We start from the raw sequence: 16,486 nt of genomic DNA on the forward strand, positions 1-16,486 counted from the left end.
TTGCTTCTCAAGCAAATTTCTGGGGAATTTGCGCGTATTTCGGGTACTTCCTTCCGATGCAACGTTTGACCGACAACAGCAACTAATGACCGACAGCAGTGCAATTTTTGGCCGACAGGTATGCAACTTATAGCCGACGGAAATGCAACGTTTGACCGACGGGTCAAATCGCCAAAGCCTTATCGGATAAGGGTTTTCGTCAGGAAAAGTCAGCGTTAACCGTTACTAACCTGTCTCTAACCGTTTTTAACCGGCGGTGTCTTTGTGGATAACTCGCGTTCATCAGGAAGGCCCATGGATCTGTGGACAGCCTCGCTGTCGCGAGGCGCCAGTCTGAACGCTGCGCGCTCCCCCGTTGACAAGCTTGATTCATCTTGCCAATCGGTCGCAAGTTCAACCGGCTGTTACAGCCGCATGGCGTCGCATCGCCAGTGGCGTAGCGTTCCATGGTGCCTCCTTAAAGCCTTGCTCCCTCTGAGTTTGCTCGACGTGAAAACCCGTAACCACCCGTAACCTTTTTTTGACCACGACCTCGTGTGGAAAACTCGCCTGCTCTTAACCAATTTGTGATGTGAGAAACAACTGCACATGCACACCGGGCACGCGTCATCAACCCCTGGTCAAACACCACCGGTCAGCAACTGCCCAACCGGATCGTCCCGCTGCGCGGGCCGCCGCTCTCCCTACGCCTTCGGCGCGGTGCCCGTGCGGCTCGATCCGGGCGCGACGGCGCGCGCGAGCCGTGGTCGGCAATCAACGGCTATGGCTTGCAGGAATGGGGGCTAGGTCACTCTTGCACCTTGGGCAAGCCGTACCGCAGTGCGGCGCGTCAGGCCGAAGGCAATCATCGCGAGGAGACGGTGGGCGGTTGCGGAACACCGGCCAGCGAAGCGAGCCGGTGCTGTCCACGCCCACTGCGGGGTGGGCAGCGCAACGGTCCACGGGCGGGCGCGGGTGTACCACGTGCCACTGCATATCGGCAACTTGATACCAAACCACACAGGAATCCTCACGTGGTCAGATCGCTCGCAATGCCGATTTCTACCATACCGAAATCTGTGTCGGACTCTTGTCCGAGATTTATGTCGGACAAGAGTGGGCTTGGCTGTTTTCGGGTGCAACTCAGACATGCGAATGCACGGCGAGTTGTGCCCGAAAACAGCCAAGCCCGCACCCCTCAGGGGTCGAGGCGCGAAGCAACTCGGGGGTGGTTCTCAGCCGATTTCTAACCACATCGAAATCCCCCACAACAGGTACCGCCCGAATCAGCAACCCAATTTGTATGGAGCCAACGAAAATGGGGAAAGCCAAAAAATCAGCACTCAAATCACTGCCGCCTAACTGGCGCGAGCATATGTGGGAGCGGGCAAGCGAGCCCGAATGGCGGAACTCCCGCCCGCAGTTGCTTCCATCGTTGGCGGTGCTCTGGCTGACCGGATGCCGGCCCGCAGAGATCGAGCAGGGCATCACCATGCTTTTGCGCGGAGACCTCCTCGTCATGGAGATCACAGGGGCGAAATGTACGGACGCCGACGGACGAGAACGGGGCCAACCCAAGCGACGTTATGGGTTCAAGATAGACTCGAATTTCGATCCTGCATTGTTGTTCCTGCGGACGTTGGTGGCCCAGAACGTGGTTAATGGCACAGGGCAATGCCGGATCGCCCACAACGCGGATTATCTCTATAACAGCGTTGTCACACTTGGCAAAAGCGTGTTTCCAAAGCTAAGGACGAGGGTGAGCCCATATTGTTTTCGGCACCAAATGGCCAGTGATCTAAAGGCCGATCCTGCGGTGCCGTTGGAGCATGCGGCCAAGTACATGGGACACTTGTCCGACTACTCTCTCGGAAAGTATGGGCATGCTGTTCACGGGAGGAAAGGCGGCAGGGGCGTCAGATCTGTTGTCGTTCAGACTTCCCGACCAGTCAAACATTCACCCAAAGTCGACCGGCTTGCGCGCTTCAAGATTGCTAGCGCTGCGCGACGAGACCTCAAACCGAAGCCATGACGCAACGACGACGCAAGCATGCGTCATCCGCTCGCGGAACGGTAGATTTTGGGCACTCGACTCCCAACTACGCGTCGTCAATGACGCATGCTTGCGTCATGGGCTTGGATTTGAAGACGAACGGTCGCTGAAAGGGCGAACACAGTCGCTCAAAAGGCGAATGGATCAGCCCTGAAGCCGAACAAGCGCCTCGGTGCACTCCCACTCATCGAGAACCAGGGTGAGGGCTTGCTCCGCGAACAAGGAAGATTGCCACCAATTACGCAGAGGGAAAGCAGATCTGCACGTCTAGGGTCACGGCACTGGACGGCGAAATAGCAACGTCTACAGCAGGCTCTTGTCCGAGGCGGTCATACGCACGCCATTTGCGCGACCAAATAACCTCAGCGGCCCAGTAGCTATACAAATGCCCAAGGTAGCACGCGAGCGACGTTGAGCGCGTGATCGAGCGCCCGGTGTAGTGTGCCGCCAGGTGTCAACCCAATCAGCTCAAGCGCCTTGGCCATGCCGACTTTCTTGCCGATACGCCGAGCCTTTGCAAAGCGCCGCTCAACGTTCTCATGCCCAAGTGCGATTGGCGCGGTCAGGCGCGCAAGAGCGCGACCAGATAACCTCACGGAAGCTCATAGGCCTGCCAGCGTTTCGCTCGTTACGAGTTGCAAAACCAATCAAATCAATGGGTTGGAAATCCAGAAAGCCGGCGCCGATTCATGTAGTCGGGGATAGGAGGTGTCGTCCGGTTTTCTGCTACCCGCGAGGAAAACGGCCCTCCAGTCAGTCGGCCCAGTCAGATGCCAAGTGTAGTGGGCGACCGCCGTCGTGCGAGAAGGCGTTTATCGATTCAATGTTGAGGTGATGAGCAAGTCCTGTTCGATCACTTCGCTTTCAAAGCGAGTGTCGCCCGGCGCCTCGTGATCGCCGTAGTTGGCGGGATATTGGTTGAACTACCGAGACCGGGACGGGGGCGATGGTTGACTGTCAGCGTCTTTCCGCTACACTCCGAAGTGATCCACTTTGTCCTGTTCCAGCCGGGGAGTGTAGCGGGCAAGATTCCAGTCAAGCCCGAATATTCAAACGCCTTCGATTCCAGTCGAGGGCGTTTGTCTTTGTGGCGCCTGCGATTACATGGATCGACTCCTACACTCTCGATTCTCAAGTCATTGATGTAATTGCACTTCCTACTAGGAGGTGGGCAATTGCAGGCTATTCCTTCATTTCCGGTTCGGTGCGCAAAAAATGACTCGCGGGAATCATCACGCCGCGCCAACGGCGGTCGCCAAGCGGATCAGCTTGCGTTTGATCATGGCAACCCGTACTTGTCGTCTCTCTGTGCGGCCTCGGCCAGCACGTGCAGCGTGTCGGCTACGAATGACCGAGGCAAATCCGGGTTGTCGCGAGCCGCGCGGGCTATCGTGGCGTCCTCAATCTCGGGCGGTTCGCCGAACTCACGGCCTACGGGTTGCGCCTCGACCCACACTTCGCCGGCATAGGGCGCGGACGGATCGCATTGCGTGAGCAGATTGGCCGGTTGTGTGCCGCCTGTCATGAGTGCGCCAAATGATGTTTGCTACCGATCCTACGCAGGGGATACTAGGCTCGAAAGAGCGCGACCAGATAACCCCGTGAACGCAACAGGAAAACGATGTATTTCGCGCGGTGCCGTTGAATTGTCGGCTCAACAGTAAATAGACTATGCCGGCAGTGGGCGTGTGCCACACGGACATCTCTATCAGGTGAAATACATATGGAAACAAACCTTCAGTCATCGTTCAACTGTTTGCAGCGACTCCCAACGGCAACCTGCCGGAAACGAAGCTGTGCCTGCCGTACGGCATGCGCTTACCGCGATCTACGTCCGATGACGCACTGCGCGAGCTGATCGACGCGAGTATTGTCGAGCGCGGGCCGCCGCTGCATGTCAAGCTCAAGTAATCGCGTGCAACCGGGGACAAGTGAGTGTGCGTGGTCTGCAATAGTGGCCGCCTCTCAGGTTCTGGCACGGCCTTCGGAATAGCCAGAATCGTTTGGCCGACCCTCAGCCGGTCGGCCTTTTTTTTCGCGCGGACGATGCGTAAAAGTTTCTGGGCACGTATGGACTCGGGGTCGGCTATTGCGGTCACAGTGGTCGAAGGGCGTGTGCGAGCCGCATCATTGCGCAGGGCCGCTCGCTTGGCACGGTGCAGCTACTGCTTGGGCATTCCCATCTGGACCACGTCGCCCCCTATGTGGAGGTGACTCGGCGGGAACAATGGGTAGCTATCGCGGCAGTCGACAGCGTTCTTGATAAAGATTGACGCGTGGATGCCGTTAACGATCGTCAGGTGCAGATTCCACGTTTAACGCAGATTCATGCAATTTGCATAATCAACTGAATAGGCTATCGTGGGGCGGAAATAAGCCGAATTCGCCGCGTCATTCTTGTCAATTACTCGACGACGTATCAAAGAGATTTGGACATGCAAACAGCAAAAGCTGGTTTCTTTTGGATTGGATCGATGCTCGCCCTCTGCACGCATGTGGCAGGTTGCGCAATCGACCCCTCCGCTCCCACGCCATCGGCTCAAAACTTTTCGCCCGAGATTACCGGGGCATTCGATGTGGTGGAAATGAGCGATAGCAGAGCTGGATTTTCCCGGCTGACCACCTCTTTCAGTCCAGACGGATCCAATGGATCGTTGCGGTACGACTACTCCGATGGGCACCGCATGGCCGTCGAACTCACCCGCTGCGCGTCCTACACTCGTCATATTCTCCCTGGAGTAATGCATGACAACGCGACGGTTGAGCAGGACATCCATGAGGTCCGTTGCCGGTCCACGGGATCTGTATGGAGAGTCGCTATCTTTCGGAAGGGTGAACTAGGAACGGGCATCACTGCGTCTTTAAAGGCGGCGACGGGCTACGAATTTTCCTTTGATGTTCCCTTTAAATCGACGGTTGCCGTCAAACCAACTGGAGGCGTACGGTGACCGTCTTTGATCCTCGTGTCAAAAACACGGAAAAGCGGGTCGAGGTCAGATCAAGGAAAACAGCCACCGCCGCTTAGGCGGTCCAAAAGGGGAACAAGAATGAACCAACAGCGAAGACTCAATCCGCAGATTGTGCATGACATTGCTGCGCAACTATTCTGGTTGCTGGCCGAATCCGCTGGCGTCGAAGCCACGTCTGAGGCGGTTATCGACTCCGGAGGGCGCTGCCTCGTCGAGGCTCCGTTTTCCACGTCGGTGCTGGGTCAATACGGTTTCGACAAGCTCTCGCCGGACGAACGGAGGGGTGCCTGCGAGGCGATCGCCGCAGAGGCAGAAGCGTTCACACTCAACGGCGAAAACATGAACGGGATCGTCTATGGCGAAGATGCCGCAGAGGGGAGAGCGCCGAGCGCCCAAGATGTGGAGACGGCGCACCTGAAGGTGCTTCCGAAGGACCTGAGCTACAGCGGCCAGGCACTGGAGAAGACGGGGCGGCTGTGCCTTCGCCACCCGCTTCCGGCCGTCGTTTTTACGAACGTGGCGCCAAGGGGTGAGGTCCTAGAGGTGGCAGACACGTCCGACGCACTGGGATTTCATCTGCCTATGTTCCTTTCCCATGTCGCGACGACCCAGCTGGACGACAATCTGTATGTGTCGATGGGGATTTTCCACATTCCGGTGCCCGACAGCGAGCATGGTGACCAGTGGGTGAGGGCGATCGCCAATTCGACCCGCTTCATCGACGGCGTACAGTTCGGCGGGGCAGGCGGCGTAACCAGCGTCGACGTTACTTGGTAGGCCGCTGGAGGCGATTGCAGACATGAACGGTGCCGTAGGGGTCAGTTCGGAATAGATCGGAAAATCACAACTCTGGACCAATTGAAAACACATGAAAAAAGTTATTGTTGCAGCGGCAGTATTCATCATCGGCGGAATACAAGGTTGCTCGCGGGGCCCTGCCTCTGAGGGCGATGTGCGTATAGCGCTGTACACGCAGTGTGTTAACGGTCCGACGTATGCCGGCAACGTCGACCTCGGCCATATTAAGGGCTACCAGTGCAACCGCGCGAGCATTGACGAATTCTTGGCAGGGCTATACGGTCACTCGTTCATTCCGCCTGTAGACCCGACGCCCTACGAAGAAGAAATCCTGAAGTACAAGCGGAACTAGCCAGAGGTCCAAGAAAAAAGCAAAAGCTCTTTCATCACCAGAACTTTCCAACTTACCCGATGTAATCGATCACTGCGGAAAAGCCGGTCGATGCCGGCTGACGGGCAAAGCGTAACGCACGAACATCGCTTCATGTCCGCTGAATTGTTGTCGCGGGTCACTTATCCAGCCACCGTTGCATGTACGCATTGCAGCGGAAGCGAGGGGTATGATGAAGTCGTTTGGACGGGCGACGATGCTGAGGATTACGGCGGGAAGAAAAGTGGCTGGGAGGTATGGTTCTGCTGTCACGCGCGCCACGACACAAACGAGCCTTGCGAGACGTTTTATCCGATGCGGTTGAAATCGAACCCAGCGAATTTTTAACCCACGGAAAAGTACGATGAAGAAAGTTAAATTGTCCACTATGGAACTGCTTGGGGCTTTCGGTATTTCTTGGCGACTGGTTCTCTCTCGCGGTGATGGCGGGACTTATCGCCGCGCTGGTTGCCGTCGGGGTAGCGACGCATCACATTAGCATTGCTGAAGGCCTTCAGCGCTACCTCGAAACGATGCTGGTGAGCGCGGCCATCGTGATCGTCTCTGTGGGCGCGACCAGGGTGCGCGCGAGAATCCAAGAGGCAATGGAAAAGCAAACAGATGATCCAATTTCTACCCAACTTCGAGACGGCATATGACGCTCGCGTTGCGAATGGATCGGAGCCAACGGGCATGATTGTTAGTGGGGCACTGTGGCGCGAATTGACCGATGCCGGACAGATCATTCTCGTTAAAGCGCCAAGCACGGAAGCTCCATGATCATCGAATTCGATATACCCGAAATTCCCAACCAGTCGAATCCGTTCGTAGGATATTGGGGCTCGCAAATGCTGATCGGACACTTCTCGGACTCGCCCCGGGTAATCTCGCTCTCAGCGACCTTCGTCCGGTGTACGTTTTCGGCGTTGGAAGACTACAGATCCGCAGACGAACATCTACGGGCATACTTCGGTTCGCACGACACCATCAAAGTAAGCGAATCCTATAGATCCGTGTCACGGTTCGAATCCTGCATAACAAACGTCCATCTTGCCATTCGTGCGTTTGGCGCACTGCGCCGCCGATCGGAACTGACGGCTAAGGCTCGTTCGGTCATCAACGAGAAAAAGCCGAGGTTCATTTCCAGTGCCATCAGCGATCGCGTGAGAGAAGTCAGAAACACCATACAACATATCGAAGACCGTTTGGCGAACGGTTCGCTTGAAGGCGATTTGACATACATGATTCAGCCGACCGGTCCCGAAGTACCGGTAGACGATATTGAAATCTCTAGGCAGACGAAGAAGACGATTGATCGAATAAAAATTTTTGAACACGAAGTGAGTTTTCGTGATCTTGCGGGCTGGATCGGCGAGATGATCCAATACGTCGAAAAACTTCGCACGTTAATGCCAACGTCATGGACATCTACCAGCGGCTCGACAACAGACTGATTGTTGAGTTTCAGTGATTACGGAAAAGGACATAGATACTAGATCATGAGTGCAACGTTCCATCACTTTCTTGCGGCGCGTTTTCTGATGTTCCGCTTGCCGGCGGACCAAGCGTTTTACACGAGCGTCTCGATGTTCCCAATGCTGGCGATCTGGCTTGGGGGACACGAGGGGGCGCACTGGTTTGCCGGTCGCATGTTCGGCCTATCTGGAACGTTCGTCGTGTTCGGCCGCAGGGGCATCTCGAAACTCTGGTTCCTCTCCGTGTTCGCAGTCAGCTTCGACGATGGGGCCTATTACGCGCTTCCGCGGGCGAAGCGGCGCGTCATCGCCGGCGCAGGCCCATTCTGGGACTTGGCGTGCGCCGTTCTGTGTTTATCCGTCTACTATTCGGTATCGCTGACATTCGCGATGTCTTGGGTCATGGCCAGCTGTCAGATGTTCGGTATTTTGCTGTTTTGCACTTCGCTCCTCGGAAACATCATTCCGCATGCGGGCCGCAACGATGGTTGGCTCGTGCTTTGGCCGGACGATCGAGTTGCCGTTAGACATAGCGCGGGCGCCTAGCGCCGAGGAAAAGACATGACTGAGTATCAGGTTCTCCAGTACGCAAGGTTCGTGGCCGTGGGTAACGGGACGCTAACGAAGTCGATGAACGATCGACTGGGGGCTGGCGACCGCCAGCTTGCGATTGACATCATGAACGGACGCATTCGCGAACTTCAAAACGGAGCGGTGGTGGGGCTCGGACCGAACGTGACGGCCGAGGACATCGAGACCATGATCGAAAGCGTGCGTGAAGCGATAGCAGCACTTCAGTCATAACCGGGAAAAGCGCGATGGCCATTTATTACACGGTCGATCGATTGTGCCTGCTTTCGCAGGACCAAGAGATTGTGTTGCGGATGCTTGAACTGCCCGAATTTCCAGACTTAGCTGCCCACTCCTCCTATCTTTTCCCTGACGGCCTTACAGATCACGGAATGCGATATTTGAATGGCTCGGCCAATCAGCCGGACCCGTCGAGCGAGCTGGTCTGGGAGTATGTTAGACGCGCCCATTTTCCAGATAAGCCATCGCGGATGACATCTTTCTTTGTTTGGCGAACGGAGGATGAAGCGCGTAGTTTTCGTCTGGAAAGCGGCTCACACAAAGCGCCGATTTGGCGCGTTGAGAGCGGCGACGGCTTTGTCGCAAACATGTCGCTGCTAAACGTTAGCACGTCCGTGTTGCGGGTCTCGCAGTTAGCTCACTTTTACTGGCGTGGCGAGTGCGGTCCGCAGATAGGCGCGATGCGCCTTCCTAGGTGGGAAGTCCTGCTGCAAACACCGGTGAGCGTTCTTGGTCAGATATAGGAAAAGCGCAAGCGCTGTGGCACTCCGCTCCGGTCGGCTGCCGGATAGGAAAAGACCGAGACGAACAATCGAGAAGGCTCCGAGTTTTCCCCAACGACGAGACGTCATCTCGCGATGCGTGCCGGCTTTCGTTGCTCAATGCCCACCTGCCGTGCTTTAACGGCGGGACCAAGTGACGAGTCGCCTAACTCGGTTACCGATGTGGGCGTGGCCGCGCATATCAACTCGGCCGCACAGGGTCGCCGCTACGATCCGAACATGCCCTCGGAAGACCGAAAAGACATCCGCAACGGTATCTGGCTTTGCGCTACACATAGCATCGAGATCGACCGCGACGAGGCTAAGTATACGGCGAACATACTTAAGCAAATGAAGGTCGAGCATGAGCGCTTTATAGCCGATGAACTGAACGCGGGGCGCGGGTGCTTGCGTGGCTCGGATCTCATCGCCATTGGACCCAATATCGTCGGTGTCGGTGAAACCGTAGGTACCGCCGACAAAAACTGGTCATTACGAATTGATCATTTCGTCGAAGGAGACTTACGAGCGCTGATTGACTTTAGCGAGCGCGGTTCGACACTATCGATTCCTACGATCGGTATCTGCTGGACAACTCGCTAGGTGATGGCAGGCAGCTTGCGAAGGGGCCGGCATGGCGCCGGACAGGTACTTCGATCGAGCTCAACTGCACGGTCGAGGAGCGCTTTCAGCGAGTGGATGCTCACAAGCTCGGGCAAACGATGGCGACGAATGCGGCGAATGATCCGTTCGCCAAAGACGGCAACTTTGCGATGGTTTCCGGACTCGATTCATTGCCACAGCGGATTAAAGACGCGTTGTCCATGCGCGCTAGGCGAGTCTCGTTTCTATCCGAAGGCAGGTTCCCGTTTGAAGGAGTATTTCGACGCGTTTGAAAAGTCACCGTGGTTACCGCGGTGGGTCAAACTTGAAGTCGTTAGGCTTGCCTGCGTTCCCTACTACGATCTAGTGCAACGGAAGGCTTATCCGCTGATTCCAAGTGTATTGCAGGTCCTGGAGGTTGAGCAAATCACCGCGGAGCGCACAACGGGGCAACCAGTTAGTCACCAGAGGTCGTGGCCTGAGCTGGTCCGTGAATGCAAGGGTTGGCCCCGTTAGCGGGCGCGTGCCAAGCGCTCTAATCGTGTCCGACGCGTTCGGACCGCTGGCTGCCACCAGAATGCGCTCATATTAGCATCATTGTGCACCCGGAGAAGTCTTGGATCCGATAGAAGCTTGTCGCTTCTTGTCGAGATTTGGCCAAACAGGATGCATTTCGTTTTGCGATTTTAAGTTAAAAATAGCGCGTCTCGCACGACCCGGCGGGCCGACAAGAGAGCAGGTTTATTGAGCGCTTTCGAGTGAGAGCTGCACGGGCGCACTCGCCTCGAACTTGTATTGACACGTCGAGAAAAAAGTTCGTACGTTACGGATGTTCGATGCCGAAGTGAATAGTCGGCGAGCGAACCTGTCATATGCCGCCATGTTCGCAACGTGGGCGATCACAATGAAATCCGGCCCCGGCGATACTCGATAGCACTGTGTGATCGGGTGTTCGCCGCATATATACGTCTTGAAGGTCTCATGATCTTCCTCTGTCTGCCGGTCTAGAGTCACCTCGATGATTGCCGTCAGGGTTTCACCGAGTTTTTCATGATCGATTATCGCGATCTGGCGTTTTATCACGCCGCTGTCCCGCAGCCTTTTCACGCGCCGTAAGCACGTTGGTGGTGATGTGTGCACGCGTTCAGCTAGGTCAACATTCGAAAGAGCACAATCGGTTTGTAGGACGCTAAGGATTCGCAGATCGAGGTCATCCAGCCTATCAATGGGCATAGTCACACCGAGAAACAAGAGCAAAGAATGAAATTAAATTTCATTTCCGAATTCACATCGACAAATATACCATTTTTTCCAAAAAAATGAAATTAAATTTCTCACGAGCAATCATAGTATCGAGACATCGGTCCCCAGGGACCCTTTTGGAGAAGATCGATGTGTGGAATTGTCGGTGCTGTGGCACAACGGAATATCTTGCCGGATCTCGTCACTGGCCTTAAACGGCTTGAATATCGCGGATACGACTCGTGCGGCGTTGCGCTGTACCAAGACCGCGGATTAGTGCGCGCACGCAGCGTCGATCGAGTGGCAACTTTGCAGCAGGAAATATCGAATCTGTCTTTGTCCGGCTATACGGGCATCGCTCACACGCGTTGGGCAACCCACGGTAAGCCCGTCACGGATAACGCGCATCCGCACTTTTCGCCCAACGCCGAGTCGCCTCGGATTGCTTTGTCCCACAATGGAATCATCGAGAATTACGAGGAGCTGAGCGCGACGCTCATGGCTCGTGGCTATGTGTTTTCAAGTCAGACTGATAGCGAAGCAATCGCACACCTTATTGACCACTTATACAACGGCGATCTCTTCGACGCGGTCAGAGAGGCGGTCAAACAATTGCGCGGCAGTTATGCAATCGCGGTCATATGCCGCGACGAGCCGCACCGACTAGTCGGCGCGCGCGACGGTATGCCACTCGTCATCGGTCTCGGCGATGGCGAGAACTTTATCGCTTCGGATGCGCTTGCGTTGTCGAGCGTGACAGACCGGATCGCATATTTGGAGAACGGCGATGTAGTGGATATTCAACTCCATCGCCACTGGGTGGTAGATGCTGACGGGCGACGCGTCGAACGTGACATTCACACGGTCGCAGCACATAGTGGTGCGGCCGACCTTGGCCTATACCGTTACTACATGCAAAAGGAGATTTTCGAGCAACCACGTGCTGTGGCGGACACTTTGCAGGACATGTCGTCGATCGAGCCAGAACTGTTTGGGGACAACGCGTGGCGCGTGATGAAGGACGTCGACTCTGTCGTGCTGCTCGCCTGTGGTGGCAGTTTTCATGCGGCGCTAACGGCCAAATACTGGATCGAGAGCCTCGCTGGTTTACCGGTTAGCGTTGAGATCGCGAGCGAATATCGATATCGCAAAAGCGTCGTGAATCCGAACACGCTAGTTGTTGCGGTGTCGCAGAGCGGAGAGACCGCCGATGTCCTCGGAGCGCTTCATGTAGCTAAGCAACAAGGTATGCTCAAAACGTTGGCTATATGCAATGTACCGACGAGTGCGCTAGTTCGTGAATGCGCGTTGAATTTCATAACCCGCGCGGGCATTGAAATCGGCGTTGCATCGACAAAGGCATTCACGACTCAACTCGTAGCGCTGTTCATGCTTGCCCTCACCTTAGCAAAGGTCCGCCGCTGTCTTTCCGAGGAAGACGAGAGAATCCATCTACGAGCGCTGCGTCATCTTCCCGACGCGATGAGTAAAGTGCTTGCACTCGAGCCTCAAATCATCGCGTGGTCGGAAATCCTCAACCGTAAAGAGCACATCCTTTTTCTCGGGCGAGGTATGCACTATCCCGTCGCTCTTGAGGGGGCGCTGAAGATGAAAGAGATATCTTACATTCACGCCGAGGGCTACGCTGCGGGTGAGCTGAAACATGGGCCTTTGGCGTTGATCAGTGATGAGATGCCCGTAGTCGCGGTCGCACCAAATGACCGCCTTCTCGAAAAGTTGAAGTCGAACATCCATGAGGTACATGCCCGTAACGGAAAACTCTTTGTTTTCGCCGACATAGATTGCGGACTATCACCCAGTCCGGAAATTGAGATAATACGGCTTACGGAATATTACGGTCTATTGTCTCCGATTTTGCATACCATCCCCATGCAATTGCTGGCTCTTCATACTGCACTCATGCGCGGCACTGATATTGATAAACCGAGAAATCTTGCCAAATCCGTGACCGTAGAATGATTTTGCTAGTCGCAGCGTGAGCCGTAGCCGTTTCTAACAGTTCACTTGGCGTAACGACGAAACAGACCGGACAAGGCTTAAGTGAAACTAATCCAAATGCGGCAAGGGTGGTTACCAAAGAAGTCCCACTAGGCCGGCGTCGCCGCCGTCCGTGTCTCGCCGAGTTCAAAGCCAAGGCCGTGGCACCTGCCTTGGCGTCGTTCTCTATCGGCCACGCACCGCCGGCATGCAGCGTTCAACCGATTGTAATTTTCATTAAAGCTTCCCGAAAATGCAAGGTTTTCGACGTGGTCTACCTCAACCCTACGCGGTTGCAAAAAAGTGTAGCGTAGTGGGGGCGGTCATAGCATGTTGTCACGGATCGCCGTATAGGAGCCAATTGATGATCGCCGCATAGGCGCCAGCGCAGGATCGGCGTAATGGAGCCAGTCCATGATCGCCGTGATGGCGCCACTCGATGATCGGCGTATAGGCGCCATCTGTGCCGTGTAGCAGAACGCGGTTCGAACTTTCCCAACTGCGTAAGCTTCGCTCTTTTCTGAGCGGAGCGCCCATGGCCAACCGGAGGTTCGAATTGTTTGAGTACCGCCAAGTCCTTGTCAGCATGCGGCAAGGCGATTCCGACCGCGACATGGCGCGCGCCGGGCTCATGGGCCGCAAGAAGCTCACCGCCGTAAGGCGCACGGCGCAGGATCTCGGCTGGCTCGATCCGGCGCAGCCGCTGCCGCAAGACACCGTGATCTCCGGTCAGTTCGGCCGCACGCCGCACCTGCCCAGCACCTGCGTGTCTACTCTCGAGCCCTTTCGCGAGCAGATCAGCAACTGTTTCGAGGCTGACGTGCAGGGCACGACGATTCACAGTGCGCTCAAGCGTAACCATGGTTACACCGGCAGCTACTCGGCTGTGCGTCGCTTCCTCAAGCATCTGGAGGCCGAACGCATTGTCACCGCGACGACGATTCTGGACTTCCCGCCGGCCGATGCCGCGCAGGTTGACTTCGGCGCCGGTCCCGCGCTCATCCACGAATCAGGTTACACGCTCAAGACGTGGTTCTTCGTCATGACGCTATGCTGGTCGCGTCATCAGTATGTCGAACTCGTGTTCGATCGGACCGTCGAGACGTGGCTGGCCTGCCACCGGCGCGCCTTCGAGTGGTTCGGCGGCTGCCCCGGGCGAATCATCATCGACAACGCGAAGTGCGCAATCATCAGGGCATGCACGTACGACCCCGAGGTCCAGCGCTCCTACGCGGGCCTCGCTGAAGGATATGGCTTCAGGATCGATGCCTGTCCCCCGCACGACCCCCAGAAGAAGGGCGTCGTTGAATCGGGCTTCAAATACGTCAAGAAGTCCATCATGCCGCTGCGCGCGTTTCGCGATCTGCCGGATGCCAATCGGCAACTGCGCGGATGGATCATGTAGGAAGCCAGCGTTCGTGAGCACGGCACGACACGCGAACAGCCGCTGGCGCGCTTCGCCATCGAGAAGCCGCTGTTGACGGCGCTGCCCGATGTGCCGCCGGTGCTCGCAGCATGGTCCACGGTCACCGTTCATCGCGACGCTCACATCCAGCATCACAAGGCGCTCTACTCGGTGCCGTTCGCCCTGGTCGGCAAGACGCTGTGGGTGAAGGCGACAGACACGGTCGTGCAGCTGTTCCATCAGCACGAACTCGTCGCCCCCATCCCCGGCTGCGCAAACCCGGTGCGCGCTCAACCGTTCGCGATCATCAGCCGCCGGCAGCACAGGCGTGGCTCGAACACGATCCGCAATGGTGTCTGGCGCAGGCCAAAGAAATCGGTCCGTCCTGCCACGCGCTGATTCTGGCGCTCTTCAACGATGAGGTGCTCGTCAACCTGCGCGGCGCGCAGGGCATCATCCGGCTTCGCGGCAAGGTTGGTGACACCCGGCTGGATGCCGGATGCTGCGTGCGAACGGGCGCTAGCGCATGCCAGCACGAGGTGGCGAACCGTCAAGACGATTCTGGACAAAGGCCTGGAGAGCGAGCCCATCGCAGAGTCCCCGAAAACGCTTACCGATACCTACGTCAACGGCGGCCCTTCGGTCGCAATCTCCAATCCCTGCTGATCCACTAAAAGCCCTTGAATCCCAGTCCTGAACTGAACACGACCCTCAATCAGTTGCGCCTGTCTGGCGTGCTCGATTCCCTTGAGCAGCGCAACCGGCAGGCCATTGACGGCCAGCTCGCCTACACGGAGTTCCTCGCCATGCTGCTGCACGACGAAGTCGCCGGACGTGACCAGAAGAAGCTGCGCACCCGCTTGGCCCGTGCTGGCTTCGCAATGCGCAAGACTCTCGAAACGTTCGACTTCGACCGGCTGCCGAACCTGAATCGAACCCAAATCCACGACCTCGCTACCGGTCGCTATATCGATGAGAAGGTCGCGATTCTCATTGCCGGGCCAACCGGTACCGGCAAATCGCACTTAGCCAGGCGCTCGGCAATTGCGCCGCCCGGCAGGGGGCGTGATGTTGTGTCCGCCACGCAGACCAGGCTATTGAACAGTCTGCAGGCAGCGCGCGCGACCGGTACCTACGAGCGCAAACTGAAGCAGCTTGCAGGCATACCGGTCCTGATCGTCGACGAGTTCGCGCTCAAGCTGCTGCGCTCGCCGCAGGATGAAGACTTCCACGACCTGATCGCGGAACGCTATGAGACCGCCGCAACGACCCTGACGAGTAACCTCGACTTCAGCGAATGGGGCGATGCGTTTGCCGGCAACCGCATCCTCGGCGCCGCCACACTCGATCGCATGCGATACGGCGCCTATCGCATCGTGCTCGATGGTGACAGCTTCCGCACGCCCAGGCCGATGCCTGAACCCGACCAGACACGACTTGCGAAATTGACCAAAAAAAGCATCCTTGAGTTCGTTCGAATCCGCGTTTTACTTCACTTCAAACTGGCGCCATTACGGCGATCATCCCCGGCGTCATTACGCCGATCCGTGACACATGTAAATTACCGCTTCAAGGGCAGCTTGCCATTTAAGTCTTATCTTCGCAGAGTGGGCCGACAACTTTACGCTGAAAGTACTTGTTACACCAGTTCCGGGCACACAATCGCGATCGGCCACTCAACGAGACGTACATCAATCCGGCTTTTCTACCTCCTCGAACACACTGCGGTACCCGCTGCTGTTCTGCCCACAGGGCAGCCATCAAACGCCTCTCATTGACGCGAGCCGACCCGCCGCTGCATTGGGCCGCAGCGACGCCACCGGCGGCCGATAGCCGCAAATCTCGGTGGTCGTATATCTACTTTCACGGCAAATCTAGCACACCATTAGTGGAAGACAAACCGCACAGCAACCGAGATCAACCGTATTCCGGACATTGCAGCGGCTGCGCAGCCGATACGCGGTGCTATCGAGCGTGGTCAAAGTCACGTTTGCGTATAGCCGATATGAGATTTGAGTTGGATTACAAATGCTCCCTTCACAAAATATGACAAAAAATTATCAAATATTTCACGCATTGCTATGCAAACCGCATGTAAATCCCTAGCGCCACCTCTGCTTATTGCTGCTCTCAAATTGAGTTTTCAACCATGACGATATCTGTTCACCGGCAACGCTGCCGACAGGTAAAGCTCTTTGAAAGCAATTGGGGGCTATGCGTAATTATTTTCGACTTGCATCTA

At 56.3% G+C, this 16,486-nt stretch carries 15 protein-coding genes and 1 pseudogene; 13 read left to right on the plus strand and 3 right to left on the minus strand.

The features are described from left to right. Positions 1-1,297: 1,297 nt before the first annotated feature. Positions 1,298-2,011 (plus strand): site-specific integrase, encoded by a 714-nt coding sequence (locus P3T20_RS24975; RefSeq protein WP_429288166.1) that lies wholly within the window; start codon positions 1,298-1,300, stop codon positions 2,009-2,011. A 398-nt stretch (positions 2,012-2,409) separates the two neighbouring features. On the opposite strand, the gene P3T20_RS24980 is transcribed toward P3T20_RS24975, so the two are convergent. Both P3T20_RS24980 and P3T20_RS24985 read right to left on the minus strand, forming a co-directional pair. After that, positions 2,410-2,628, minus strand: coding sequence for a hypothetical protein (locus P3T20_RS24980; protein ID WP_429288167.1), 219 nt, complete (start codon positions 2,626-2,628; stop codon positions 2,410-2,412). Between the two features lie 683 nt (positions 2,629-3,311). Next, positions 3,312-3,557 (minus strand): hypothetical protein, encoded by a 246-nt coding sequence (locus P3T20_RS24985; RefSeq protein ID WP_429288168.1) that lies wholly within the window; start codon positions 3,555-3,557, stop codon positions 3,312-3,314. Between the two features lie 910 nt (positions 3,558-4,467). On the opposite strand from P3T20_RS24985, the gene P3T20_RS24990 reads away from it, so the two are divergent. The 9 genes from P3T20_RS24990 (at position 4,468) to P3T20_RS25030 (ending at position 9,599) form a co-directional block, all read left to right on the plus strand. After that, a complete protein-coding gene (locus tag P3T20_RS24990) occupies positions 4,468-4,980 on the plus strand; it encodes a hypothetical protein (protein WP_429288169.1) in 513 nt (170 codons plus the stop codon). Positions 4,981-5,079: 99 nt separating this feature from the next. Further along, the gene (locus P3T20_RS24995) at positions 5,080-5,778 is read left to right on the plus strand and encodes a hypothetical protein (protein WP_429288170.1); all 699 of its coding nucleotides are present in this window, start codon (positions 5,080-5,082) and stop codon (positions 5,776-5,778) included. 91 nt (positions 5,779-5,869) lie between these two features. Further along, complete coding sequence (locus P3T20_RS25000) at positions 5,870-6,151, plus strand: hypothetical protein (protein ID WP_429288171.1); 282 nt, start codon at positions 5,870-5,872, stop codon at positions 6,149-6,151. 416 nt (positions 6,152-6,567) lie between these two features. After that, positions 6,568-6,828, plus strand: coding sequence for a hypothetical protein (locus P3T20_RS25005; protein ID WP_429288172.1), 261 nt, complete (start codon positions 6,568-6,570; stop codon positions 6,826-6,828). Between the two features lie 117 nt (positions 6,829-6,945). Further along, positions 6,946-7,623 carry a hypothetical protein gene (locus P3T20_RS25010; protein ID WP_429288173.1) on the plus strand — a complete coding sequence of 226 codons (678 nt, stop codon included), beginning with the start codon at positions 6,946-6,948 and terminating at the stop codon, positions 7,621-7,623. A 45-nt stretch (positions 7,624-7,668) separates the two neighbouring features. Beyond that, a complete protein-coding gene (locus P3T20_RS25015; protein ID WP_429288174.1) occupies positions 7,669-8,190 on the plus strand; it encodes a hypothetical protein in 522 nt (173 codons plus the stop codon). Positions 8,191-8,205: 15 nt separating this feature from the next. After that, positions 8,206-8,448, plus strand: coding sequence for a hypothetical protein (locus tag P3T20_RS25020; protein ID WP_429288175.1), 243 nt, complete (start codon positions 8,206-8,208; stop codon positions 8,446-8,448). A gap of 14 nt (positions 8,449-8,462) precedes the next feature. Beyond that, positions 8,463-8,978 carry a hypothetical protein gene (locus P3T20_RS25025; protein WP_429288176.1) on the plus strand — a complete coding sequence of 172 codons (516 nt, stop codon included), beginning with the start codon at positions 8,463-8,465 and terminating at the stop codon, positions 8,976-8,978. A gap of 207 nt (positions 8,979-9,185) precedes the next feature. Continuing rightward, a complete protein-coding gene (locus P3T20_RS25030; RefSeq protein WP_429288177.1) occupies positions 9,186-9,599 on the plus strand; it encodes a hypothetical protein in 414 nt (137 codons plus the stop codon). Between the two features lie 741 nt (positions 9,600-10,340). Here the strand turns inward: P3T20_RS25030 and P3T20_RS25035 are convergent. After that, the gene (locus P3T20_RS25035; RefSeq protein ID WP_429288178.1) at positions 10,341-10,832 is read right to left on the minus strand and encodes an Lrp/AsnC family transcriptional regulator; all 492 of its coding nucleotides are present in this window, start codon (positions 10,830-10,832) and stop codon (positions 10,341-10,343) included. A 159-nt stretch (positions 10,833-10,991) separates the two neighbouring features. Here P3T20_RS25035 and glmS point away from each other — a divergent pair, with 159 nt between their 5' ends. The 3 genes and pseudogenes from glmS (at position 10,992) to istB (ending at position 16,022) form a co-directional block, all read left to right on the plus strand. Next, on the plus strand, positions 10,992-12,821 hold the full coding sequence (gene glmS / locus P3T20_RS25040) for a glutamine--fructose-6-phosphate transaminase (isomerizing) (RefSeq protein ID WP_429288179.1): 1,830 nt from the start codon (positions 10,992-10,994) through the stop codon (positions 12,819-12,821). Between the two features lie 574 nt (positions 12,822-13,395). Next, positions 13,396-14,918: pseudogene (gene istA, locus P3T20_RS25045) on the plus strand (IS21 family transposase). 6 nt (positions 14,919-14,924) lie between these two features. Next, positions 14,925-16,022: an IS21-like element helper ATPase IstB gene (istB, locus tag P3T20_RS25050; RefSeq protein ID WP_429288180.1), complete on the plus strand. Its 1,098-nt coding sequence runs from the start codon at positions 14,925-14,927 to the stop codon at positions 16,020-16,022. Positions 16,023-16,486 lie beyond the last annotated feature (464 nt).

The organism is Paraburkholderia sp. GAS206C, from assembly GCF_050435645.1.
Classification (GTDB): domain Bacteria; phylum Pseudomonadota; class Gammaproteobacteria; order Burkholderiales; family Burkholderiaceae; genus Paraburkholderia; species Paraburkholderia phenazinium_B.